General features: G+C 44.5%; 13 protein-coding genes. 11 read left to right on the top strand and 2 right to left on the bottom strand.

Going from position 1 to position 25220, the window contains the following annotated elements:
- Positions 1-93 precede the first annotated feature (93 nt).
- The 9 genes from NO989_RS12170 (at position 94) to NO989_RS12210 (ending at position 18252) form a co-directional block, all read left to right on the top strand.
- Positions 94-3153 carry a TonB-dependent receptor gene (locus NO989_RS12170; RefSeq protein WP_282763300.1) on the top strand — a complete coding sequence of 1020 codons (3060 nt, stop codon included), beginning with the start codon at positions 94-96 and terminating at the stop codon, positions 3151-3153.
- A gap of 83 nt (positions 3154-3236) precedes the next feature.
- Positions 3237-7568: an alpha-1,6-glucosidase domain-containing protein gene (locus NO989_RS12175; protein WP_371342650.1), complete on the top strand. Its 4332-nt coding sequence runs from the start codon at positions 3237-3239 to the stop codon at positions 7566-7568.
- A gap of 166 nt (positions 7569-7734) precedes the next feature.
- Complete coding sequence (locus tag NO989_RS12180) at positions 7735-8595, top strand: patatin family protein (RefSeq protein WP_014949455.1); 861 nt, start codon at positions 7735-7737, stop codon at positions 8593-8595.
- A gap of 784 nt (positions 8596-9379) precedes the next feature.
- A complete protein-coding gene (locus NO989_RS12185; protein WP_207198495.1) occupies positions 9380-9868 on the top strand; it encodes an RNA methyltransferase in 489 nt (162 codons plus the stop codon).
- Between the two features lie 96 nt (positions 9869-9964).
- Positions 9965-10861, top strand: a complete 897-nt coding sequence (locus tag NO989_RS12190; protein WP_049588622.1) for a PEP-CTERM/exosortase system-associated acyltransferase — start codon at positions 9965-9967, stop codon at positions 10859-10861.
- Positions 10862-10983: 122 nt separating this feature from the next.
- A complete protein-coding gene (locus tag NO989_RS12195; RefSeq protein WP_371342651.1) occupies positions 10984-12936 on the top strand; it encodes an alpha-amylase family protein in 1953 nt (650 codons plus the stop codon).
- Between the two features lie 156 nt (positions 12937-13092).
- Positions 13093-15033: a glycoside hydrolase family 13 protein gene (locus NO989_RS12200; protein ID WP_371342652.1), complete on the top strand. Its 1941-nt coding sequence runs from the start codon at positions 13093-13095 to the stop codon at positions 15031-15033.
- A gap of 38 nt (positions 15034-15071) precedes the next feature.
- Positions 15072-16553 carry an MFS transporter gene (locus NO989_RS12205; RefSeq protein ID WP_049588619.1) on the top strand — a complete coding sequence of 494 codons (1482 nt, stop codon included), beginning with the start codon at positions 15072-15074 and terminating at the stop codon, positions 16551-16553.
- Between the two features lies 1 nt (position 16554).
- Complete coding sequence (locus NO989_RS12210) at positions 16555-18252, top strand: alpha-amylase family glycosyl hydrolase (RefSeq protein WP_371342653.1); 1698 nt, start codon at positions 16555-16557, stop codon at positions 18250-18252.
- Positions 18253-18340: 88 nt separating this feature from the next.
- On the opposite strand, the gene NO989_RS12215 is transcribed toward NO989_RS12210, so the two are convergent.
- Complete coding sequence (locus NO989_RS12215) at positions 18341-19363, bottom strand: LacI family DNA-binding transcriptional regulator (protein WP_014949462.1); 1023 nt, start codon at positions 19361-19363, stop codon at positions 18341-18343.
- A gap of 296 nt (positions 19364-19659) precedes the next feature.
- Between NO989_RS12215 and glnS the strand changes: the two genes are divergently transcribed.
- Positions 19660-21327, top strand: coding sequence for a glutamine--tRNA ligase (gene glnS, locus NO989_RS12220; protein ID WP_371342654.1), 1668 nt, complete (start codon positions 19660-19662; stop codon positions 21325-21327).
- 82 nt (positions 21328-21409) lie between these two features.
- Here the strand turns inward: glnS and NO989_RS12225 are convergent, their stop codons facing one another.
- A complete protein-coding gene (locus tag NO989_RS12225; RefSeq protein ID WP_371342655.1) occupies positions 21410-22153 on the bottom strand; it encodes a YciK family oxidoreductase in 744 nt (247 codons plus the stop codon).
- A 320-nt stretch (positions 22154-22473) separates the two neighbouring features.
- Here NO989_RS12225 and NO989_RS12230 point away from each other — a divergent pair, with 320 nt between their 5' ends.
- On the top strand, positions 22474-25071 hold the full coding sequence (locus NO989_RS12230) for a VolA/Pla-1 family phospholipase (protein WP_278346712.1): 2598 nt from the start codon (positions 22474-22476) through the stop codon (positions 25069-25071).
- Positions 25072-25220 lie beyond the last annotated feature (149 nt).

Below are 25220 nucleotides of genomic sequence, written 5' to 3' on the forward strand. Positions count from 1 at the left end.
ACAAAACAGTAGTATTTGGTGTTGAACCATAAGAGGCATTTTTGGGTGTGGTAGTCCTAAAAGTGTCGATAATAAACAAGGAATGGGACACCAATGAAAACATTCAAACCCAGCACTATCATGGCGGCCTTGATAAGTAGTGGGGTCGCGTTTAGCGCAGCTCCTCTTTATGCCCAAGAGTCACCAGACACCTCAATAGACGAAGTTGAACGACCACAAGAAGATACCCTAGAGCGTATTGAAGTACGTGGTTTTAGTACCAGCTTGATCCAATCACTAAACCAGAAACGCTTCTCCGATACGGTTTCTGAACAAATATCTGCAGACGATTTGGGCGGACTTCCCGATGTGTCGATGGCGGATGCACTGACCCGCTTGCCGGGTATCTCTGCGGTAAGAACCGGGGGGCAAGCCGCGCAGATAAACATTCGTGGTCTATCCGGTGACTTTGTGTTTTCTACATTAAACGGTAGAGAGCAGGTATCGACCAGCGGAAGCCGGGCAATTGAGTTTGATCAGTATCCTTCAGAGCTTATTAGTGAGGCGGCGGTTTATAAATCTCCCAAGGCATCGCTTATTGAGGGGGGGATAGCGGGTACGGTAGAACTTAAAACTGCATCACCACTTGCCATTGAAGAGCAGCATAAATTCAGCGCCAACATGCGTGGCATGTACAACGATAGAGCGTCAGAGGTGAGTGATGCTACAGAGTATGGACATAGACTGAGTTTTTCATATCAAGGTAAATTCCTTGATGATACGCTAGGTGTATCACTAGGTTATGCTCGTTTATTCCAACCGAGTGTTTCGACTCAATTCATTGGTCTTGCCTACAATGGTGTAACGGACGTAGACGGGATTTACACAAATTCTGAGTGTACCGAAGAGGAAATAGCGCCTAACTGTGAACTCATTTCAGAGGGTTTTGAAATGCAGCACAAGGGCGGGGAAGAGACTCGTGATGGTTACGTTGCGGCGTTTGAATGGGCACCTATCGATACCTTTACACTTAAAGCTGATGCTTTCATTTCTAAATTTGATTCCGAAGCCTTTGCCCGTGGCTTTCGCGTTAAGCTAGGCGGAATAAATGCCGGTATAACTAACCCTGTTGTAGTTAACAGGAGCGTAATTGGCGGCACATTTTCTCGTACAGACAATAGCTTTACCCGTGTTGAGTTGGTAAACGACGACAATCAAGACTTCGACAGTGTTACCAACTTAGGCGTGAATGCTAATTGGGAGATATCGCCAGATTTAGCGGTTCAGTTTGACGTCTCCCGTTCAAGTGCTGAAAGCGACTTCAGAAACGGTTTACTGTGGTCGCTTGTTGGCGAAGACGCGACAGTGGCAAACCCCGTGTTCGACGAAAACGTTCAAATTTCTTATTTGCTCAACGGACTAAACTTACCTGATATCGGTTTTAATCAAAGTGATGCTTTTACAGACTTAGACCGTGTAATGGTAAGTAAATACGGCATTTATCCGTATGAAAACAAAGATGAGTTAGACGCCTATCGCGTAGACTTCCAATATTATGTCGATGTGCCAATCATTTCAGGCTTTGAATTTGGCTATCGTTATTCAGACCGGGAATATAACAATGACCGCTCTGTGTTTGAATACGGCAATGACAGTGCATTTTCAGTCAGCGAACCGCCACTTCAGTTAACTTCTGATATGGTCGAAGAGGTAAATTGGAGCGGTGATTTTGGTTATTTTCCAAGTTATCTTTCCGTTGATCTAGACAGTGCACTTAATGCTTGGTTTCCAAACGGTAGGCCACAGCCTGTTCAAACGTGGGGGCCAGGTGCTGCCGGTGTAATTAACGCTCCAGAAACAGGCACTGCTTCAACAGCATGGACACTACAAGAAAGTGGGGATGTATTTGAAACTGTGAATTCTGCTTACTTGATGGCAAACATTAATACAGAAATTGGCAGTATTCCTGTTACAGGTAATGTTGGTGTTCGTTACGTTAAAAGTAAACAGAGTTCAACGACGCTACAGCGTGCTACTCGGTTTATTGAAGATTTAGAGACCGGAACATCGGTTGAAGTTAGTGATCCTACGGCTGGAGCACAAAACATTACCGACGACGTAGGGTTAATCAATAACTTTTATCGCCCAGCGTTGATAAGTCACGAATATTCTGACGTTTTACCTTCAATTAACCTCAACTTTAAACTTACAGACGACACACAACTTCGTGTAGCCGCCGCAAAGGTGATGGGTAGAGCGCCGATAAACCGTTTTGCCGCGAATGCGTCAACGACTATTGAACCGGTTACTGCTTTCCAAGACAGAGATTCGGGCGAAATTACGCTTTCAAACCCTACGGCGAGGGTTAGCGGTAACGCCCGCAACAGCCCCTATCTAGAGCCGTTCTATGCAACTCAATACGACGTTTCGTGGGAGTATTATTTCTCAGATACGGAAGGTGCATTAGTTGTCGCTGGCTTTTATAAAGACATTGAATCGTTCGTAGAAGACATTGAAATAGAGCCTTATGATTTTGAAGCAAACGGCATTGTAATTCCTGATAACGTAAGTGTGCCGGTTTACTTGACGCCAGAGTTTGCAGGACAGGAAGCCGAACTAGCGCTTGATGAAAATGGCGACCCCATCTTTATTACCGTCCCTACTGAAAATGGTAGCTACAGCACAGCCGTAAACAATGCCGAAGGTGGCTATATTCGCGGTTTAGAAATCGCCTATACGCAAATTTATAGCATGCTGCCTGGTATGTGGTCAGGCTTAGGCGTTAGCGCAAGTTACTCTTACACCGAAAGTGAAATTCAACGCACGCTAGGTGATGACGTGTATGCCGCTAACTTACCAGGTCTTTCTGAAAACGTTGCTACGCTAACCGTGTTTTGGGAATACGAAGGTTTTGAAACTCGCTTGTCTAGCCGATATCGCGACGCATTTGTTTCGCAGCAAGTAGCGGTAAACGATCAGGTGGTTAATTTTGATGAAGAATTGGTTATTGATTACCAAGCGTCGTACGAGATTAACGACAATTGGAGCGTACTATTTCAAGTTAACAACCTAACAGACGAGCCAACGAAGAGCTATTTCTCATCAGAAGAGCAAACCGGCACTATCCAATACTTTGGTACGCAATATTACCTAGGGATGACATATCAACTATGAAAAACAGCATCTTAGGTAATTTATTTAGCAACACGAAGGAATATTCGGTTGCCAAAAGTAGCGAAAAAATTCAGGAGAATTCTATGTTTACTAAAAAAAGAGTAGTGCGCGCTGCGTTACTCGTAGTAGGCGCATATACACTTGCAGGTTGCGGTGGCTCGGGCGTAGAGTCGGGCACGAACGATCTGCTTACCTGTGAGGTGCCAAATGTACCTAATTCAACCGGTACGGCTTGTGAACCGCCACCACCTATTCAATGCGATGCGCCGCTCGTACCTAATGAAGCGAACGATGCATGTGAAGCCGGTGCTGATCCAAGTTTACCTGCACCTGTATTTACCCCTTCATCTAATCAAGCTGTACTTTATTATAATCGGGCTGCTGTTGACGCTGATAACTCAAGTAACGATGCAGCTTATGAAGGCTGGAGACTACATACTTGGAACAATGACGAGTGTGATGCTTATGCTGACGCAGACACGGATTGGGCCAACGGTCGCATTCATAGCGGTATCGATCCTAACTATGGTGCGTATTGGATTCTAGACCTTAAAGAAGGGTATGGGAGCTGTCACAATTTCATCATCCACAAAGGCACTGACGATGCCGGAAAAGAAATGGGGGGCGGAAACTTCCAGGGTTCTTTAGTACAAGATGATGAAACATTTGTACGCATGAATTTTACCCTCTCTGGCGAGGCAACCATATTCGAGTTTCCTATCATGTCTCTTGGTCCTCAGCCTGTTGATATCGAGGGTTTTGGCGCGCATTGGTTAGATGCCAACACTATTTTATGGGACGTACCTGAAACCGTTTCAGAGGTGAAACTTCACTATTCAGCACAGGCTGACTTAGAGAGTACGCTGGAAGAGGGTATTAACGGTACTCAAGTAACGTTAATGAGTACAACACTTACCGAAGAGCAATCTGCCCGTGCGCCGCACTTATCTGCTATGCAGGCTTGGGAAGGCGACTGGTCGGTTGAAGATGCTAAAACCGTGTTGACGACACAAGCCGTAGTAGGGGGTTACGATGCTGACGGTGCGCTTGTTGTTGCGACCGGGATCCAACTGGCTAACGGAATAGACGCACTATATACGCTCGGTGAAGACGATGCCGACGAAGCTCAACTTGGTGGTATCTACTCTGATACAGGTATTACTGCCGCATTGTGGGCGCCTACTGCTTCAAATGTTGATCTTCTGATTTATAACGACAACAAGACATTAAGCCAACGTATTGATATGGTTCGCGATGATACGTCTGGTGTCTGGCGTCATGAAGGCGATATGTCCCTTGACCGTCAGCTTTACCGTTATGAAGTTACCGTCTATCACCCTATTTCGGGGAATGTAGAAACGCTGCTTGTTACAGACCCATATTCTGTGTCACTAAGCACAAACGGCCGTTTCTCTCGCTTCGTAAATCTAGCTGATGATGATTTAAAACCTGAAGGGTGGGATTCTCACACCATCCCTACGGTTGAAAATTACGAAGACGCAGTTATTTACCAAGGTCACATTCGTGATTTCAGTGTGCGTGATATGTCTACTTCTGAAGAAAATCGAGGTAAATACCTTGCCTTTACTGAAGAGGGCACAGCACCGGTTGAGCACCTTAAAAAGCTTGTTGATGCAGGGCTTACTTACTTCCATATACTTCCAGCAAATGACATTGCAACCATCGATGAGGATCCAACAAAAACGGTAGATTTATACGATACGGTAGGCAAACTGTGTCGCTTAAATAGCAGTGCTGCGGTATGTGAAGAAGAAAGCGCTGATGCATTGCTAATTGACGTTTATAACGGTTACGATCCTTTATCTCAAGCGGGTAAAGCCCAGCAGCTTACTAATGATTTACGCAATCTAGATACATTCAACTGGGGCTATGATCCTCATCACTTTAACGCGCCGGAAGGCAGCTATGCGTCGAGTGCAGAGGGAGTAGAACGCATTGTAGAAATGCGCGCCATGATCCAAGCACTTCACGAGATGGGGCTACGTGTTGCACTTGATGTAGTCTATAACCATACCAATGCGTCTGGTGTTTTCAGTAAGTCAGTATTAGACAAAGCGGTACCGGGCTACTATCACCGTTATGAAGTGGATACGGGTGCGATTGTTCGTGAAACGTGCTGTGATGACACAGAGCCTCGCAATGTCATGATGGAAAAGTTCATGGAAGATTCGCTGCTGATGTGGACTGAGCATTATAAGTATGATTCATTCCGTTTCGACATCATGAGCCAAGCTACAAAAGACACTATGGTACGCTTGCGTGATGCAGTCCAAGCTATCGATGCTGACAACTATTTCTACGGTGAAGGCTGGACTAAAATAGACCGCGGTTACGAGCAAGCGAGCCAGCTCAATATGGCCGGTACTGAGATTGGTACCTATAACGACCGTATTCGCGAAGCTATTCGCCAGGGCGCTATCTTTAGGCCGGAAGATGAAGGGCTATTAAGCGCGCAAGACCGTGTAAAAATGGGCATGATCGGAACGTTAAAAGACTATGTTTTGGAGACGTCTTCAGGAAGTGCAGGCGCTACCAGTAACTTAGGCGGCTATGCAGAAGATCCTGCGGATATCATTAACTACGTGTCGAAGCACGATAATGAAACACTGTGGGATCAGTTAAACTACACGCTTCCACAAGATATTACTCTAGAACAGCGGGTTCGTGCCCAAAATGTGGCAATGGGTATTAATCTTGTGTCTCAAGGTATTCCATTTTTACAAATGGGCGGCGACATGCTTCGCTCAAAATCAATGGATAGAAATACCTATGATGCGGGCGACTGGTTTAACTACGTCGACTTCACCTACGAAACGAACAACTGGAACGTAGGTTTACCGTTGGCACAAGACAACGAAGCCCGTTGGGAAGAAATGGGTGAATTCATTTACAATCCAAATCGCACGGCCTCAATGGCAGATATTATGTTTGCCTCTGATGTGTTTGCAGAATTGCTTAATATTCGAATGACAAGTCCGCTGTTTAGATTAACCACCGCTGAAGACATCATCGACCGTATAGGTTTCCACAATATTGGTGAACGCCAGCAGCGTGGTCTTATAGCGATGAGTATTGATGACGGCATATCTGAAAACAGCGAAGTACCTCGCCAAGATTTAGACATAATGAATGATGCGGTTATGGTGCTAGTGAATACAGGGTATGAAGATAAGTCTATCACGGTAAACACAGCAACAGGCTTTTCGCTTCACGCCACACAAATGAATTCTGTCGATGCAGCGGTACGCGGCGCCACATTTGTAGAAGGTGAAGATGGTAATGGAACCTTTACCGTTCCTGCACTAACTATTGCTGTGTTCGTAAAACCACAGTCTGGAGCGCAAGGTTATGGTCTATCAGCGTATGCCACGTCTGGTGCGCCTGATGTTGTTCCTTACGGCGACACCATCGCTTACCTGCGTGGAGATATGAATGGTTGGTCAACGGATGATGCATTTACCTATCAGGGTGACGGTAAGTACACCGTAATAGCTATACTTGAAGGTGGCGTTACATATGGATTCAAATTAGCATCTGAAGATTGGAGTACAGTGAACTTTGGCGCAGCGGATGGTGAAGAAGGTACAGTGATAGCGGGCGAAGAAAAGGTTCTTGCACGTACTAATACCAACCTTTCATTTACACCAGCGACGAGCGCGACCTATCTGTTTACTATTGATGCGACTGATAGCGAAGCACCAATCCTTAAGGTTGAGAACGAAGAGCCCTATGTTGGCACACCAGTGTATCTTCGTGGTGCAATGAACGACTGGGGTACGGCAGAGGAGTTTGCGTACCAAGGCGGACGTATTTACACTTTCTCTCGTGATGTTGAGCCAGGGACTTACGAGTTTAAGGTTTCTTCAGAAGATTGGAGTACCGTGAACTTCGGTGCGATATCAGCCGATGATTCAGATCGCAACCTTGCGCCTGGTCAGACACTGGGACTCGCCGCCACTAACGACAATCTTATTTTGAACATTGAAACCGCAGACCGCTATGTGTTCGTATTCAATGTCACTGATTTAAATGCGCCAACCATTGGTGTATTTAAAGAAGCGTTTTGGGGCGACAATCAAGTTTATATCCGTGGTGGTATGAACGGCTGGGGAGCGGTCGATATGTTTGAGTATCAAGGAGAAGGTGTTTATACCGCAGACATTGAGTTGAGCGCAGGTAGTATTGAATTCAAAGTCGCTTCTGAAGACTGGTCGACAGTAAACCTTGGCAACCCGAACGATGCAGCAAGCAACGTAGTAACGCCTAGCGAGCCGAAAACACTTGGCGCAAGTAACAATAATCTAATGATTGAAGTTGCAGAGTCTGGTCTATACGAGTTTAAGGTATCTGGCCCTGATGGAAATGCACCTACGTTAACGGTTACGAAAAAGTAAGACCGAACAGATGCTAACTTGGTAAATTTCTAATAAACCAAGATTTAAAAACCGCGACGTAGTTCGCGGTTTTTTGTTTTTGGCATATCTCTTGATTCTCTAGTAGTATCACCAAGAAAATAGTGGTCGTACCAGAGTGGTTGAATTTATTCAAAAGGAGATGAAAATGAAACGTGCACTCGTTGTTGAAGGTGGCGCTATGCGCGGAGTTTTTGCAGCAGGCGTGTTAGACAAATTCATGGAGCATGACTACCATTCGTTCGACTTCGCGATTGGTGTTTCAGCTGGCGCAACTAATCTTTCAACCTACGTATCGAAAATGCATGGGCTTAGTAAAACCATCATCACGCAATACGCCACAAAGAGGGAGTTTTTTAGCCCGCTTCGTTTCATAAAAGGTGGGCACATGACAGATGTTCATTGGCTATGGCATCACTCTAAACAGTCCATGAATATTCCTGCACCAGGTGAAAAAAGCAGCATGCCACTGTATGTTGGGATTACTAATGCAGAGTCAGGTGAATGTGAATATATACAAGCCACCAAAGATAATGTTGATGATTTAATGGTAGCTTCCTGTGCGTTGCCAACTGCATACCGAGACGAAATTTCAATAAATGGTACGCGATACTTGGACGGGGGAGTGGCAGATGCAATACCTGCTATCCAAGCATACAAAATGGGTGCGAAGGATATCACGGTTATTCTTTCTCAACCGTTAGGTTTTACAAAACCAGAAGTAAAGTCTGTTTGGCTAATGCAAAAGATGTATGGCAACCAGCCTGCGCTACTCGATAAGATGTTGCAGCGTGCAGCCATTTATAACGAAACGTTAGCTTTTCTCAATAATCCACCCGACGACTGCACAATCCGTGTGATAGCGCCTGATGAAGCTTTTTGCGTTAAGCGTTTAACTATGGATAAGAAGAAGTTATTGCGAGGCTACGGTCAAGGGCGGCGCATGGCAAGACGCTATCTTAAACATTGCTATGAGAATTCAGTGGAAAGACAGCGCAAAAGCGCATAGCTACCAGACTGATTTCTTCTTTCTGTACAAAGCCTGTATGCAAATCGCAACAAAAGGCTTATAGAGCTTGGTTTTTTTTCCAAGCTTTTTTTTATCTCCAATAAAACTTTAATTTTCAGTATTTTAGCCTGTTTCAATTTGGCAACAGTTTAAACTTAAGTTACTAATTCTTACTTCTAGTACCAGTCTTACACAGCGTGAATTGTTGAATTTAGCAACGCTATTTCCCTTACATCGCTTATAACTAGCGCTGTTGTCTTCCCGTTTGAACATAAGTTGCCATATTTCCTATTTTAGTAACATTTTGAAAAAAATGAATTTTATCGAGTTTATGAAGCATTCTTATGTAAACTTTGCAGGGAATGTGCAATATTTTCATTAAATTGGTCTACATCTTGCTGAACAGGTGGCAATAAACGCTGTTTTTTTAACGATGCGAAGATTTCAGGTGGTTCATTTATCTCAACATTAAATCCTTCTTAAAAAAGGGATTGAGTAAATAGACCAAACTGTCACACGTTATTAAAATATAGAAATTATAATCGACCACGCTTTGCAATATCACGTGCTTCTCGATAGCAAGAGGAGACCAGTGCTCATTGGCAGAAATGCTTATTGGCATAGTTGAATCGCGAGTTTTGTGTCTACCGCTTTTTAGATAAATTTAATCATACTTAAGGTTAGTTTACGCTAACCTGTCTAGAAGCGTGATAAAGAACGTGGCAATATCAAATGCTGAATAAAAAATAAAATAAATACAAACGTGCAAATTGCGAATCAGAAAATGTCAATTGGGTTAATAAACCCGAAAAATCCCGTAAATGTTGCTTCTATACTGCGAGCTGCAGGTTGTTATGGTGTGGCCAGCGTTTTTTATACTGGTCAGCGCTATCGATTTGCTAAAGATTTTAATGCGGATACGAAAGCGTTTCATAAAGTCATTCCGACCATTGGGGTCGACGACTTAAAAGAAGTAGTGCCTGAAGGTGCGTCAGTCGTAGCGGTTGAACTGGTAGAGGGTGCTACACCACTACCTTTGTTTGAGCACCCGAGCAATGCGTTTTACTTGCTAGGTCCTGAAGATGGCAGTATTGGCGAAGACGTTTTGTCTTGGTGCGATCATGTTGTCTACGTTCCTACTTTTTCATGCATGAATTTAGCGGCCACAGCAAATGTGTTGCTGTATGACCGTCTGTCAAAGTCTGATTACGTAAGTGGGGATGCACTTATCAGACAAAGTAGAGATACGAATAACAAATCTAAGATTAAATAGTAATTAAATAACTAAGGCTGTCGTTGCGAACAGGAAGTTACCCACAAGCCTAATAATAAATTAAATCAGGGGAGCTTTGCGTTGAAGATGAGAACAATGAACGCAGTTCGAGCGTTTAATGGCGCCGTGTCTAACAAACTGAGTCGACTACCACAAACATTTTCTAGGGTACTCCCTAGTCGTTTCTCACTCGAAGAGAGTATTTCTAATTTCTTCTTTAGTCGTTACGAACTTGTGATTGCTAACGAAGAAAGTGAAAAGCAGGTGAGTTATAAAACGCGACACAAAGTGTATTGTGAAGAAATGAACTTCGAGCAGAAAAATGCCACTGAATTAGAAAAAGACAAGTTTGATGATCGCGCGATCAATTGCTACATCAAGCATTTGCCAACAGGAGAGTGTGCAGGCACGATAAGGTTGGTCTTGCCAACTGAAGCTGGCTTGGCACTTCCATTAGAAGAAAAGTGTGCGGAAGTAATTGGCGATGGTGCATTGCTACCTTCAAACTTGTCCCCACAAAGCGTCTGTGAAATCTCTCGCCTTGCAATACCGAGAGAATTTAGAGTGCGACAGTTACGCTCTAAAATCCTACCCTCTGAAAAAATTGAAAAAGTTAAACAAAAGAAAAATGTTCCATTTAACGTTGAGCATTTTCCTTATCTTTCAATTGCGCTGTACTTAATGGCAACGAGTGTGTGCCTTCATTTAAACGTTAAGCATGCCTATGTGCTAATGGAGCCTAAGTTAGCAAGAAGAATGAAGGCATTCGGTATTCATTTCAATCCAGTAGGTGAAGCTATTGAATTCAATGGCAAACGTATGCCATATAGATTGTCACCGCATGTACTGCTTGATGATTTAGCAAAACCACTAAAAGGTTTTCACAGAAAGATTCATTCAGAACTAAATAGTGCGTTACAAGCTATTGGCGATGTAGCCGTTCCCACCATTGAGCATACTCGAAAGCCGCTTCGCATAGCTCATGCAGCATGACACCATGCTATCTGGAATACTAAGCCGCCTCGTTAGGCGGTTTTTTTATGTTTGAATACGTATGCATGTTTTTTAACATCCAGTTAACGCGTATCCTGTTGGCATAATTTACGTTTATCACAATGATTACCATGCCAAATTTCCAATTTCGTTTTTGTCTTAAACCCTTGTCAATTGCTATGCTGTCAATTGGAATAACAGCGTGTACAGGGCCGACCTCTCCAGTGAATAATCAAAAACCGGTGACCAAAGACGCTAGCCTGAAACCATTTGGTCAAAGCGGCGAAAGTTCGACGCTAAACGATTCGGCTGAAAGGCAAGGTAAACCTGTCGTTTATCAAGTTTTTACTCGCTTGTTTGGAAACACGAATACAAATAACCAGCCTTGGGGCACAATTGAGCACAATGGGGTAGGTAAGTTTAGTGATTTTACTCCCGAAGCGCTAAAGGCCATAAAATCTTTGGGAACCAGTCATATCTGGTATACCGGTGTGCCGCACCATGCGGTGATTAATGACTACACTGATTTTGGTATTTCAAACGACGACCCAGATGTAGTGAAAGGCAGAGCGGGTTCTCCCTACGCAGTTAAAGATTACTACAACGTTAATCCAGACCTAGCCGATGATCCAGCCAAGCGTTTAGAAGAATTTGAAGCGCTAATTGCCAGGACTCACGCAGCGGGAATGAAGGTTATTATCGATATCGTGCCTAATCATGTCGCCCGTGATTACCATTCACTTTCTGCACCTGAAGGTGTAAGTGATTTCGGCGCGCACGACGACACGTCTGTTGAATACGCCCGTGATAACAACTTTTACTATGTAGTAGGTGAAGCGTTTCAAGTGCCCACAGCTGATAACTATCAACCTCTAGGTGGTGAAAAGCATCCACTATCTGACGGTAAGTTCGAAGAGTTTCCAGCAAAATGGACAGGCAACGGGGCTAGAGCTTCGAAACCGGATATAAACGACTGGTACGAGACCGTAAAAGTGAACTATGGCGTGAAGCCTGACGGCACTTACGACTTTCCAGTTTTACCTGAAGAGTACAGTGATAAGTCTTTTGAAGAACATGCCGCATTTTGGCAAGGAAAAGACGTACCAGATTCGTGGTATAAATTCAGAGATATTGCACATTATTGGATAGATAAAGGTGTCGACGGTTTCCGCTACGATATGGCCGAAATGGTGCCTGTCGAGTTTTGGTCGTTTCTAAATAGCAGTATTAAACAAAAGACACCTAATGCGTTCTTGCTAGCGGAAGTTTATCAACCAGATAAGTATCGCGAGTATATCCACCAAGGCAAAATGGACTACCTTTACGACAAGGTGGGTTTCTACGACACATTAAAAACGATTATGCAGGGGAGTGGAGAAGTAAGCAAACTGGTTACTATTCATGATGAAATCAATGATATCGCCCCGCATATGCTTCATTTTTTAGAAAATCACGACGAACAACGTATAGCCAGCCCCGACTTTGCCGGTAGTGCCCAGAAAGGTAAACCCGCGCTCGCAGTGAGTGCGCTTATTAGCCGTTCGCCTACGTTGTTGTACTTTGGTCAAGATGTGGGTGAAGACGGCAGCGAGGAGACTGGTTTTGGAGATCCAACACGTACGTCAATTTTCGATTATGTAGGTGTTCCTGCCCATCAGCGTTTTATGAACGACGGTAAGTTTGATGCAGGGAAATCTACCGAAGATGAAAAAGCACTTCACCAATTTTACCAAGACGTGATGGCTATTGCTGCCACAAACCCTGCGGTTACAGGTGAATATCAAAGCCTTCACGCGCTCAATCTTGATGTGAAAGATTCAGCCTATACTGAGCAGCAATTTGCTTTTGTGCGCGCGCAAGGTGAGCACGGATTTGTGGTTGTGGCTAATTTTAACGATAAGCCTACAGGTGCAATGAAGCTTGTTGTTCCTTCAAATGTTTTAGGTAAAGATAGCGATCGGATCACGCTAGCGCCTATGCTTTCTCATGAAGGCATAACACTAGAAAAAGCGGGCATTAACTACAGCGCTTCGTTCTCATTGGAAGGGCTTGAGACTAAAGTATTCGCCTTCTAATTAGGTTTTATCACATTCCGATGAGTTAACGCGAAACACCATGTTTTTTTACATGGTGTTTCGTGAATACGTATGCAGAGCATTGGTCAGATCGGACGGGCAAGGTAGTATCTCATCACCATCTTGTACTTAACGTATTTTTAACATGGGGTTGATGTGCCAAAACGTAATCGTGTAACTAATGACAGTGGTCATAAAAAAATCCAAAAGCGCGCAATTCCGCTTCTCCTCAGCTGTATCACTACATTTCCTTTGTTCTCAGTTCAATCATCTGCAAACAGTGGCATTGATGTTTACCCGCCGAATTGGTGGGTTGGTATGCAAAACAGTAATGTAGAATTGATGCTTTATGGTGATGGTGTTGCCGACGACACTGTTTCAATAGCGAAAGGCGATGTAAGAGTTAAGCATAGCCAAGCCCTTGATAGTGAAAACTATCTATTCGTAACGCTAGACACGTCGAATGCTAGTGCCCAGGAATTAGTTATCAGGCTTACTGACAGCGATGGTACGACCCGTGATTTCACTTACACGTTAGAAAAAAGAGCACAAGGCTCAGCGTCGCGCGAAGGCTTTGGGCCTCAAGATGCTATTTATCTTATTGCCCCCGACAGATATGCCAATGGTAATAAGGAAAATGATAATGTTAAGGGTTATGGCGATCCCGCAGACCGTTCATTCAAAGGTGGTCGCCACGGTGGTGACATTCAAGGTATTGTTGATAACCTCAATTACATTCAGGATATGGGCTTTACTCAAATATGGACAATGCCCATGCTCGAAAATGCCATGGATAAATACAGTTATCATGGCTATTCCACCACGGATTACTACAAAATAGACCCTCGATTTGGTTCCAATGACGATTTTATTGCGTTAAGTACTGAAGCTAAGTCAAAGGGTCTTGGCATTATAATGGATATGGTACTTAACCATATAGGCAGTAATCATTTATGGATGAAAGATACGCCGTCACACGACTGGATCAATAACAACGGTAAATTTGTAGGGACAACCCACAAGCGTGAAGCTCTTCACGACCCTCACGCCATAGCAAGCGATATAAAAGGGTTTAGCGATGGTTGGTTTGTGCCAACCATGCCGGACTTGAATCAGCGCAATCCGCATTTAGCAAACTACCTTATTCAAAACGCGATTTGGTGGGTTGAAAGCGCTGGGCTAAGTGGAATACGTGTGGATACGTACTCCTATCCTGATAAGGCGTTTTTGAGCCAATGGACAAACCGCATAATGGACGAGTACCCGAATTTCAATATAGTAGGGGAAGAGTGGTCAGTTAACCCCGCAATCACGGCATATTGGCAGGCGGGTAGCCACCGCCACGATGACTACGATAGCGCTCTACCATCGGTTATGGATTTCCCGCTTCAAGCCGCAGTCGTTGAAGCGTTGAGTAATGATGAAAGCTGGAATTCTGGCTTCATCTCTGTATACGAAACCTTAGCTACTGACTTTTTGTATGGCGACCCGAATAATTTGGTCATCTTTCCTGATAACCACGATATGAGCCGCATTTTTACTCAGCTCGGTAATGATAAAGACAAATGGAATATGGCGATGACGCTATTGCTCACTACGCGCGGTATTCCACAAGTTTTTTACGGTACAGAAATTTTAATGGGTAACGAAGGCAGTGAAGACCACGGTATTATTCGTTCTGACTTTCCAGGCGGGTGGCCTTCGGACAATGACAAAAACGCTTTTACCGGGCACGGTCTAACGGATGATGAGCGTTGGGCACAGCAGCGTGTGAAGGGGTTACTTCAACTGCGTAAATCACACACTATGCAGTTTAAAGGCCTGTTGAAGCATTTTGCACCGGAGAATGGGGTTTATACCTATATTCGAGAGGCAAATGTCGATTTAGCCAGTGGTGCAGATAAATCACATACTAATCAGTCTGATAAAATATTGGTCATCTTAAATAAAAAGCCAGTGGACCTGCCTCTAAACAAGTATGCAGAGGTGCTAAGCACACACCAGACGTTAACACGAGTTAGCGATGGGATATCTTTTAAGACGACGGATACCTTAAGCTTACCAGCAATGTCTGCTAGTGTTTTCATTGTGCAGTAATCGTATTAACTATAGTAAAACAATAAATAGAGCAAAGTATGCAAGCAACTCAACCACGCCTTTCTTTCTGGCAAATATGGAACGTCAGCTTTGGCTTTCTAGGTGTTCAATTCGGTTTTGCACTGCAAAACGCAAACGTAAGTCGGATCCTTTCAGACTTAGGGGCAGACCTTCACTCGCTATCACTATTTTGGCTCGTCGCGCCAATCATGGGGTTAATCGTTCAACCAATTGTTGGCTCAGCATCTGATAGAACGTGGAATCGATTAGGTCGACGCCGCCCGTTCATTCTCGCTGGTGCAATCGCCGCAGTATTGGGTATGATTTTACTGCCCAATGCGCCGATATTTGTTGCCTTCTTGGCACCTATGGTAATGGGCGCGTTAATGGTTGCACTTATGGACGCGTCGTTTAACGTATGCTTTCAGCCGTTTCGCTCATTGGTTTCAGACATGGTACCGCCGTCACAACGCAATGTTGGCTATTCGATTCAGTCGTTACTGATCAATATAGGCGCAGTTATCGGCTCAATACTGCCATTTGTACTTACCAATGTTATTGGCCTTGAAAATACGGCACAAATGGGTGAGGTTGCACCTTCTGTTGTTTGGGCTTTCTACATTGGCGCTACAGTACTGCTTGGTACGGTCATTTGGACGGTAGTTCGTACCAAAGAATACGCACCAGACGAATACAACCGCTATAAAGGGCTTACCGAAGAGCAGCCTGCAACTGAAAAAGCGCCTAAAGCACCGCTAGGACAACGCTTAAGTGAGTTTTTCACGTTAGTAAAAGATATGCCAAAGACGATGAAACAACTTGCTGTCGTGCAGTTTTTCTCGTGGTTTGCGCTCTTTATTATGTGGGTATATACCACACCTGCTATTACGCAACATATATGGAATGTAGATAAGCAGTGGTTTGACCCAGCTTATATTGCTGCAGCCCCGATGGTGCCTGAAACCATCATCATGGCCAAGGGAGCTGCTGGTGATTGGGTAGGGATTCTATTTGCTGCGTATTCGGTATTTGCTGCTATTTTTTCTATTTTCTTGGCAAAACTTGCTGACAAGTTTGGACGCAAAACGGTTTACGCTTCGTCTTTAGCGCTAGGTGGCCTCAGCTACGTAAGCTTCTTGTTATTCCAAGACCTGACGATGATCAACGTAAACTTACTGATTACTGAAGTAACAGTACCTTTGGGCGCAGTGAAGCTGTTAATCCCTATGGTAGGCGTAGGTATTGCGTGGGCTGCTATTCTTGCTATGCCTTACGCTATGTTAGCTGGTGCGTTACCTGCAAATAAAACGGGTGTTTATATGGGTATCTTTAACTTTACCGTAGCCGCCCCTCAAATTGTATCGGGCCTAACTGCTGGCTGGATTCTAAGTTCTGTTTTCGACAACGACGCAAAGTACATTATCGTTGTTGCCGGAGTTTCTATGTTAATTGGTGCGGTTTCAGTTTTCTTCGTGAATGAGGCCGATAAGCAAGAAATCGAAGAAGCGCAGGGAGCTTAATATGTCATTTAATCGTACAACAATCGCATTAACGTTAGCTGGTTTATTTTGCTCAGCCTGCTCGAGTACATCTGTTCTTTCATCTAACGATATACAAGAAAACAGCCACGCTATCGTGGGTACCGCTACGCCATTTGCTAGCGAAGCGGTGTACTTTGTTGTAACAGATCGTTTTGTAGACGGCGACCCTTCGAACAATCATGAGGAGCAGGGAGGCGATCACCCTACGTGGCAACTGCCCTTAGAAGGTCCTGAAGGTAAGAAAGCCTATGTGGGTTACATGGGCGGTGATTTACAGGGTATCTTAAACAACGCCGATTATATTAAAGAAATGGGGTTCACGGCAGTATGGATGACGCCTGTCCACGATAACCCGGACTATGCGTTTAATGGTGATGAACCCATTACTTATGGCGGTGCCTTTAAAGACGGTGGTAAAACGGGTTATCACGGCTATTGGGCAACTAATTTCTATAAAGCTGACGAGCATTTGGTTAGCGCCAATTTAAGCGTTAGTGACTATACAGCGAAAATGCGTCAGCATGGCATTAAGTCCGTGTTTGATATTGTGGCAAATCATGGCACACCAAGCTTCACCATGGAAAAGGACTTACCTGGCTACGGGGAAATATATGACAGCGATGGAAATCTGGTTGCTGATCATCAAAACTTGGCGCCTGAAGAGCTTGACCCTGAAAACAACCCGCTTCATAGCTTTTTTCACAACTATCCAGATTTAGTTAAGCTTTCTAATCTAGATGACGAAAACCCCGCCGTACGCGATTATCTCATCAACAGCTATTTGTATTGGATTTCTCAAGGTGCTGATGCATTTAGAATAGATACAATCAGGCATGTGCCTCATGCGTTTTGGCGTGAAGCGTCAGATCGTATACGCGAGCAAAACCCTGACTTTTTTATGTTTGGCGAAGCATTTGACTATGAGGCGAACAACATTGCCCAACATACGTTACCGAAAAATGGGGGCGTCAGTGTATTAGACTTTCCTATGCAAAAGGCCATGGTGAGTGTATTTGAAAAGCCGCTAGAGAGTGATTTTGCTGACTTAGAAACGGTGCTTCATCTTACGCACGGGCCATATAACAATCCATATGAATTAACTACGTTCTACGATAACCACGATATGGCGCGCATTAATGCCACTGATGAAGGCTTTATTAATGCGCATAACTGGTTGTTTACAGTAAGAGGCATTCCGGTTGTATACATGGGATCTGAAATTGGCTTCATGCGCGGTACGGCGGAACATGCTGGCAATCGTAACTATGTTGGCCAAGAGCGCCTAGACCAAGCCAAGACACATCCTATTCAACAGGCGCTAACAAAGATTGCCAATGTGCGTAAAAACACGGTAGCACTGCAGCGCGGTGTTCAGGTCAACGTTGAACTTGACGGTCATCAAGCGGCGTTTTATCGCGTTGTTGATACTGCTGAAACACAGCAGACTGCACTTGTATTGCTTAATAAGGGTAATGCCGCACAATCTTTCGAGGTTAGTGACTTTATGCAATCGGGCGACTGGACGGAACAATTATCTGGAGAAACGCAAACGGTAGAACTCGGTGATGCGTTAACCGCAACGGTTAAGCCCAATGGCGTTCAGGTATGGGTGCGCGAAGGTCAAGTAAGTAACAGCGCATTACTTGCTCAAATTAAGCATCAGTTGGCCCGCCAATAAAACGTGTTTAGCGCACAATAAAAAAGCCCCGTGGTTGTTTAACGCCCGGGGCTTTTTGTTTAGTTTCTAGCGTGTAATTTGCACACGCTTACTCACTGCCACATGACTGCCTAATAATAATATCCGCAGGCATTAAATAATCCTGAACGTCTTCGTTGTTAATGGCTTTTAATAAGGTGTTTACCAATAACTCTCCCGCCAGTTTGGTATTTTGCTGAACAGTGGTGAGCGAAGGCGTGGTGTAGGCTGAAACCGCAATATTGTCATAGCCAACCACGGCTACATCATCAGGCACATTCACTTTTGCCTGGCGCAGCGCTCTAAGCACGCCCATTGCAATAAGGTCTGATGCGCAGACAATTGCTTGGGGAAGTTCGCCACTTTGCAGCAATGATTTCACCGCTTCTGACCCCGCGTCCTCAGTCGAAATAGCATTGCGTTGAACACTTGACTGATCGAGCCCATGAGATTGAAGTGTTTCAAAATAACCGTTAAAACGCGCTTTGAATTCAGGGGCGTGATCGCCGTTGTCGCCAATAAACGCAAAGGAAGTTTTACCCAAGCCAATTAAATGTGACGTTATGCTTTGGCCACCTTGATAGTTATCACAACCGATACTAACCCCTGGGTGGGCTTCATCTGGCGCACCCCAACGAACAAAGTGGGTGCCCTGCGATTCAAGTTGCGCGACTTTGTTTTGGTAATCAGTATAGTCGCCATATCCTAATAGAATAATGCCGTCAGCCTTATTTGAGTCTTCATATTCTGCGTGCCAGTCATCATCTAAATTTTGGAAGGACACAAGCAGATCATAGTTTGCTTGCGCACACGCGCGGGTAATACTGCCGAGCATCGCTAGGAAGAACGGATTAATCATCGAATCATCGGACGTTGGATCTTCAAACAAGAGTAGGGCAATTGTGCTGCTCTTTTGCTTTCTCAAGTTACTTGCGTTTTTATCCACTTTGTAATTGAGTTCCCGGGCAATACGCTGAACGCGATCTCTAGTTTCTTGATTAACTAGCGGGCTATTATTTAACGCTCGCGAAACCGTCGACTGCGAAACACCTGCCAAGTGGGCAATGTCAAAAGAGGTTGCTTTTTCTTTCATAAACACCATGATTTGCTGCTACGACCTTGTTGTCGCGAATTTAGATTACCATATTTTTATAATGACGCGCGCATTTTGAGACGCAGTCGCTCAAATGCCACGCAAAGTTACGATTTCGTTAGTGCTTATTTATATTTTGGAAGTCATAACGGCATTTAGTTTTAGAAGGTATTTGCAGATCGCTCTTAATTCAATCACTTGTCAGGCTTCTTTGAATAAAACATGGTTGAAGTAATTGCGAGAGTGTTATACTCAGCGAGATTTTGAAATATTACGTGCATAAGGGGAACAAGCGAATGGCCGAGACTGAACACCGTCCGACCAATTTTATCCGTCAGATTATTGATAAAGACCTGTCTAGTGGTCTACATGACGCAATTAAAACACGGTTTCCACCAGAGCCGAATGGCTTCTTACACATTGGCCACGCCAAGTCTATCTGCTTGAATTTTGGTATTGCTCAAGACTACACAGGTACGTGCAATTTACGCTTTGACGATACCAACCCTGCAAAAGAAGACATTACCTTCGTTAATTCAATTAAGGAAGATGTGCAATGGCTTGGATTTACGTGGGACGGAGAAGCGCGCTATTCATCGAATTACTTTGACCAACTACACGCATACGCCGTTGAACTTATTGAAAAAGGCTTAGCCTATGTAGATTTTTCAGCGCAAGACGTTATGCGCGAAATGCGTGGCACACTTAAAGAGCCTGGTCAAAATAGCCCTTATCGCGATACAGACGTTGAAACTAACCTCAGTGAGTTTGCCAAAATGACGGCAGGCGAATATAAAGAAGGTAAGTGTAGTCTGCGTGCGAAAATTGATATGGCATCGCCATTTATGTGTATGCGTGACCCGGTAATTTATCGCGTTAAGCATGCTCACCATCATCAAACTGGTGATAAATGGTGCGTGTATCCAATGTACGATTTTACACATTGTATCTCAGACGCCATTGAGGGAATAACGCACTCCCTGTGTACACTAGAGTTCCAGGATAACCGTCGTCTTTATGATTGGGTTATCGAAAACATTTCTATCGACTGCACGCCAAGACAGTATGAATTCTCACGTCTTAATCTAGAATATACGGTATTAAGCAAGCGTCGTCTTATTCAGTTAGTCGACGAAAACCATGTACATGGCTGGGACGACCCACGCATGCCTACCATTGCAGGTTTACGCCGTCGCGGCTACACACCGGGTTCAATCGTTGAGTTTTGTAAACGCATTGGTGTGACTAAGATGGACAACATGGTTGAAATGTCCATGCTAGAAGCGTGCATACGCGACGACCTAAATGCAAATGCTCCTCGCGCAATGGCCGTACTAGATCCAATAAAGCTCGTTATCGAAAATTATGAGGAAGGCCAGACAGAAACGCTTGTTGCGCCAAATCATCCTAACGATGAAAGTATGGGTACGCGTAACATCGGCTTCAGTCGCGAAGTGTATATAGAAGCAGAAGACTTCCGAGAGTCGGCGAACAAGAAGTTTAAGCGCTTAGTGCTTGATAAAGAAGTTCGTCTTCGCAACGCCTACGTGGTTAAAGCTAATCGCGTTGAAAAAGATGAAAATGGTAATGTAACAACCGTTTTTTGTACTTATGACGCGGATACTCTAGGTAAAGATCCGGCTGATGGCCGCAAAGTTAAAGGTGTTATTCATTGGGTGGATGCAGCAACAGCCCAGTCAGCGGAGTTTAGGCTTTACGACCGCTTGTTTAACGTGCCTAACCCAGCAGCGGAAGAAAACTTTACCGATGCGATTAACCCTGATTCGTTGGAAGTAAAACACGGTTGGGTAGAAGCCGGATTGGCAGACAATGTTCCTGAAGTAGGGGCATGGCAGTTTGAACGCACTGGCTACTTCTGTGTAGATAAAGACAGCACAGACGACAAGCCGGTCTTCAACCGCACAGTAGGTCTACGAGATACATGGGCCAAAATGGGCGAGTAGGCACTGGCCTTTAGCCATATAAAAAACCGCTTAAGTGCTTCTTAAGCGGTTTTTTTGTTTAACGGAACATTGCTTTCGTTAATTACTTTGGTTGGCAATCAAGTGACTGTCCGGTTGTTTCCTTACTTTCTTCGCCCATAAGATAAAGATACGTAGGCATAATATCTTCAGGTGTTTTTAGTGTATCAGGGTTTTCTGCTGGAAACGCTTGAGCGCGCATTTGTGTGCGGGTACCACCTGGATTAATACAGTTAAAGCGCAGTGACTTATTTCGATATTCATCAGCAAGGGTTTGCATAACGCCTTCTGTTGCGAATTTTGATACGGCGTACGTTCCCCAAAATGCGCGACCTTTTCTGCCTACGCTAGAGGTGGTGAAAATTACCGATGCACTTTCTGCCTTTTCTAAAGCGGGAATAAGCGCTTGTGTCATGAAAACCATGCCATTTAGGTTAATTTGCATCACGTCTTGCCATTCTTGCGCATCAATATCTTTAAATGCACTAAGGTGACCTAAAATACTCGCATTGTGAAGAACACCATCTAATCGGCCAAACTGGTCAATAATGGTTTGCGTCATTTGCTGATAATGAGAGGGCGTTGCGCCTTTGATATCTAAAGGAACAATGGCGGGTTCTTGACCACCTGCTGCGACAATGTCGTCGTACACAGCTTCAAGTTTAGACACGGTGCGGCCTAATAAAATACAAATAGCGCCATGTGCAGCATACGTTTTTGCGGCTTGTGCACCAATTCCATCGCCAGCCCCGGTGATAAGAATAACTTTATCGCGCAATAAATCCGCTGGTGCGTTGTAATCGTTCATCATTTTCCTTCAAAAGGTTCATTTATATCGCAATGATTGGGGCCTGTAGACCCAATTAAGAATCAAACCTCAGATCATACTCAGCCTGACTCACAAGTAAAACAATGAATGAAAATTTCTTCAAACGTAAAAAAAGTTAACAAAAGTAGTTAACAAAACTTTGCAAAGTTGCAACAAAGTCAATAAGATTGAGGAAGATACAACTGGTCTAACATGTTTAAAACTATCATCTACGCCTGTAAAGACAGGGTAGACCAAGCTACTTTTAATAGAGTTAAGTTTTAGACACAGAATAACAACAATGCTTGTAGGGAGTAGAGATGAGAAAACTCGTATTAAGTTCCAGTGTGGCCCTTGCGCTGGGTCTAGCAGGCTGTGGTGGCTCCGATGAAACCCTTTCCGACATTCAGGCCGAAACAGAAGTCCAAACACCATTTTCACGAATCGTTTTTGACCCAGCTAATGGGAACTTGAACATTCCAAACGACCTTCTGATGCTTCCAGGCGATGATGGTTTCTTTGATTACACACTGAATATTCCGGTCGATGACCCTACAGATTTTGCTGACCCGCAAAATGCACTCAACGTGTTAGACGGTTGGTCAACTCAACACCCGTTTGTAATTAATGTAGAAACACCTGCTGGCGCATCGCTTGATGCAAGTACATTATCTTCTGGCGTATTGCTTTTTGAAGCAACGTTAGGTCTTGACCAAAGTGATCCTGACTGTGCGCAGGTTACAACACCTTCTGCGGGTTGTAAGCTTGGCGATCAACTTACCTTTGGTGTTGATTACGTACTCAGCCTTGCTGATAGCAACACGATTACTTTTGTTCCTCTTAAGCCGCTAAAAGCAGCTCAGGGCTACATGTTAGTAATGACCACTGATTTGAAAGACTCTTCTGGCAAATCGGTTCAGGGTTCAACTACGTGGGACTCAGTAAGACAAGACATCGACACTAATCCTCTATCAAGTGCAGCACAGCTTCAATTACAAGGCTTAGTTAATTCGTTAGTTAATCCAGTGCTTGGTGCGGGTTTCGACCGTGAAGACATTACTTACGTGTCAGCTTTCACCACACAGTCTATTGCCAACTCGCTTGATACCATCAAGAAGGTCATGATTAGCCGTTTTGCACAACTGGCTGCTGGCGGTGACCCGTCCGCTCCAACTGCACTACCTGCAATAACGGTAAGCGATGTATCTGCAGCGCCTAATGCCATGGAAGCACTTGGTCTTGTAAACGCTGCTGTTGTAGCTGGCGCAGTAGAGCAGGGTAAACAAGGTCTACCAGATAACATTCAAGCAGCGATTGACGCTACTGATTTCAGCTTGTTAGAAACTTGTGCAGGACTTGCGGGTACGGCGTCTGGTCAACTTTCTGCTCAATGGGGGGCGCTGAACGAATTTGCTGTTGGTGTTTCTACGGGCATTTTAGCGCAAGCCGGTCCATTCTGTGCAGCTCAACGTTATGAAGGTAATATTGCATTGCCTTATTTCTTGGGTGTTCCAAGTGCAGAGAACCCACTTGCTCCAGTAAATGATTTCTGGAAGGCAGCTTGTGACAGCGGAATTGTTTTAGCTGGTGCTCCTCAAGAATTACTTGCAGACGCAGAGCCAGGTCCTAATGCAGCAATGTGTTCTTCACTAGGCCTTGCTGACGTTCGTATTAACGGCGAAATGTTAGATAGCGCAAGAAACATTACTAAATTCAACCCATATCCACAGCCTACTGGCGGAAACATGGGTACAGAAACGTTAGACGTTCAGGTTACTATTCCTGACCCAGCAATTGCAGGTGCTTTAGGTTTTCCTATCAGCATGCCTGAAGCCGGTTGGCCAGTGGTTATTCTAGCGCACGGCATTACCAGCCAAAAAGAAGATATGCTTGCCATCACAGGTACTCTGTCTCTAGCAGGTATTGCGTCAGTAGCAATCGACCAACCATTACACGGTAGCCGCGGTTTTGACCTTAATGGCGACGGTACAGATGAACTGAACGCGACTACGGTTAGCGCAACTCACTATATGAACCTTGCCAGCTTGCCTACGGCTCGCGACAATCTACGCCAAAGCGTGTCAGATTTACTTGGTCTACGTTTAGGACTAAACGCAGTTGTCGATACCACAGCAGCGCAAAATGTTAAGTTTGATATGTCACGTGTATCGATTATGGGTGTGTCTCTAGGCGCTATCACTGGTGGTAATTTTGCTTCAGTGGCAAACACGTCGATGGGCGGCGATTTAGCAGCACTTGATGGCATGTTTGCTGTCAAGCAAGCTTCTCTTGAGTCTCCAGGGGGCGGTGTTGCTCAGTTCCTAATTGAGTCAGCCGCGTTTGGTCCTCTTATCAAAGGTCTGTTGCTGTCTCAGGCTTCTGAAGAGTTTGTTGCCTTGCTAAATCAACTGTATGAAACCACTGATGTGAGCGAAGAACAACTTCGCGCAGCGGTAGCGATTTTTGAAGAAAATCTTACTGCTGAGCAGGCTGCCCAAGTAAATGCAGTATTTGCAGAGTTTGCTTTTGCTGCGCAAACGGTAATGGATGCTGGTGACCCTACTAACTACGCTCAGACACTGGGTAGCAATACGCCAGTTCATATGATGACCGTAGTGGGTGATGGCAGCGACGCGAACCTTCCGGATCAAGTTATTCCAATTTCAACAGCGTTACCATTGTCAGGTCAGCTTCCTCTGGCAGCGACCATTGGCTTAGAGCAAGTGACAACCACGCAAGGTCCTGGTACAGATCCAATTAGCGGAATTGTACAGTTCAATAGTGGTGCTCATGCTTCTAGCTTAAGCCCTGCGGCGAGCGCAGCGGTAACAACGGAAATGCAAAAAGAAGTGGCGGGTTATATTGCGTCTGACGCACTTGTACTGCCAATTTCTGATGAAAGTGTTGTAGCGAACTAACCAAGGGTAGTTTGCTCCAATGGGCAGCGTTACAACTGCTTACATTTTATAGAAAGAAAGCCGGCGTTATTGCCTAATGCCAGTCAGTTAAGCTGACTGGCATTTTTCTTTGTGGGGTATTTAGTCGGTCTTTTCCTCACTACTCTGGG

This window comes from Alteromonas sp. DY56-G5 (assembly GCF_041414725.1).
GTDB lineage: Bacteria > Pseudomonadota > Gammaproteobacteria > Enterobacterales > Alteromonadaceae > Alteromonas > Alteromonas macleodii.

Coding starts and splice junctions, on each gene's coding strand:
- NO989_RS12185 (WP_207198495.1), top strand. CDS start 9,380: ATGTCAATTGGGTTAATAAACCCGAAAAATCCCGTAAATGTTGCTTCT.
- NO989_RS12225 (WP_371342655.1), bottom strand. CDS start 22,153: ATGAACGATTACAACGCACCAGCGGATTTATTGCGCGATAAAGTTATT.
- NO989_RS12230 (WP_278346712.1), top strand. CDS start 22,474: ATGAGAAAACTCGTATTAAGTTCCAGTGTGGCCCTTGCGCTGGGTCTA.
- NO989_RS12215 (WP_014949462.1), bottom strand. CDS start 19,363: ATGAAAGAAAAAGCAACCTCTTTTGACATTGCCCACTTGGCAGGTGTT.
- NO989_RS12175 (WP_371342650.1), top strand. CDS start 3,237: ATGTTTACTAAAAAAAGAGTAGTGCGCGCTGCGTTACTCGTAGTAGGC.
- NO989_RS12195 (WP_371342651.1), top strand. CDS start 10,984: ATGATTACCATGCCAAATTTCCAATTTCGTTTTTGTCTTAAACCCTTG.
- NO989_RS12205 (WP_049588619.1), top strand. CDS start 15,072: ATGCAAGCAACTCAACCACGCCTTTCTTTCTGGCAAATATGGAACGTC.
- NO989_RS12180 (WP_014949455.1), top strand. CDS start 7,735: ATGAAACGTGCACTCGTTGTTGAAGGTGGCGCTATGCGCGGAGTTTTT.
- NO989_RS12190 (WP_049588622.1), top strand. CDS start 9,965: ATGAACGCAGTTCGAGCGTTTAATGGCGCCGTGTCTAACAAACTGAGT.
- NO989_RS12170 (WP_282763300.1), top strand. CDS start 94: ATGAAAACATTCAAACCCAGCACTATCATGGCGGCCTTGATAAGTAGT.
- glnS (WP_371342654.1), top strand. CDS start 19,660: ATGGCCGAGACTGAACACCGTCCGACCAATTTTATCCGTCAGATTATT.
- NO989_RS12210 (WP_371342653.1), top strand. CDS start 16,555: ATGTCATTTAATCGTACAACAATCGCATTAACGTTAGCTGGTTTATTT.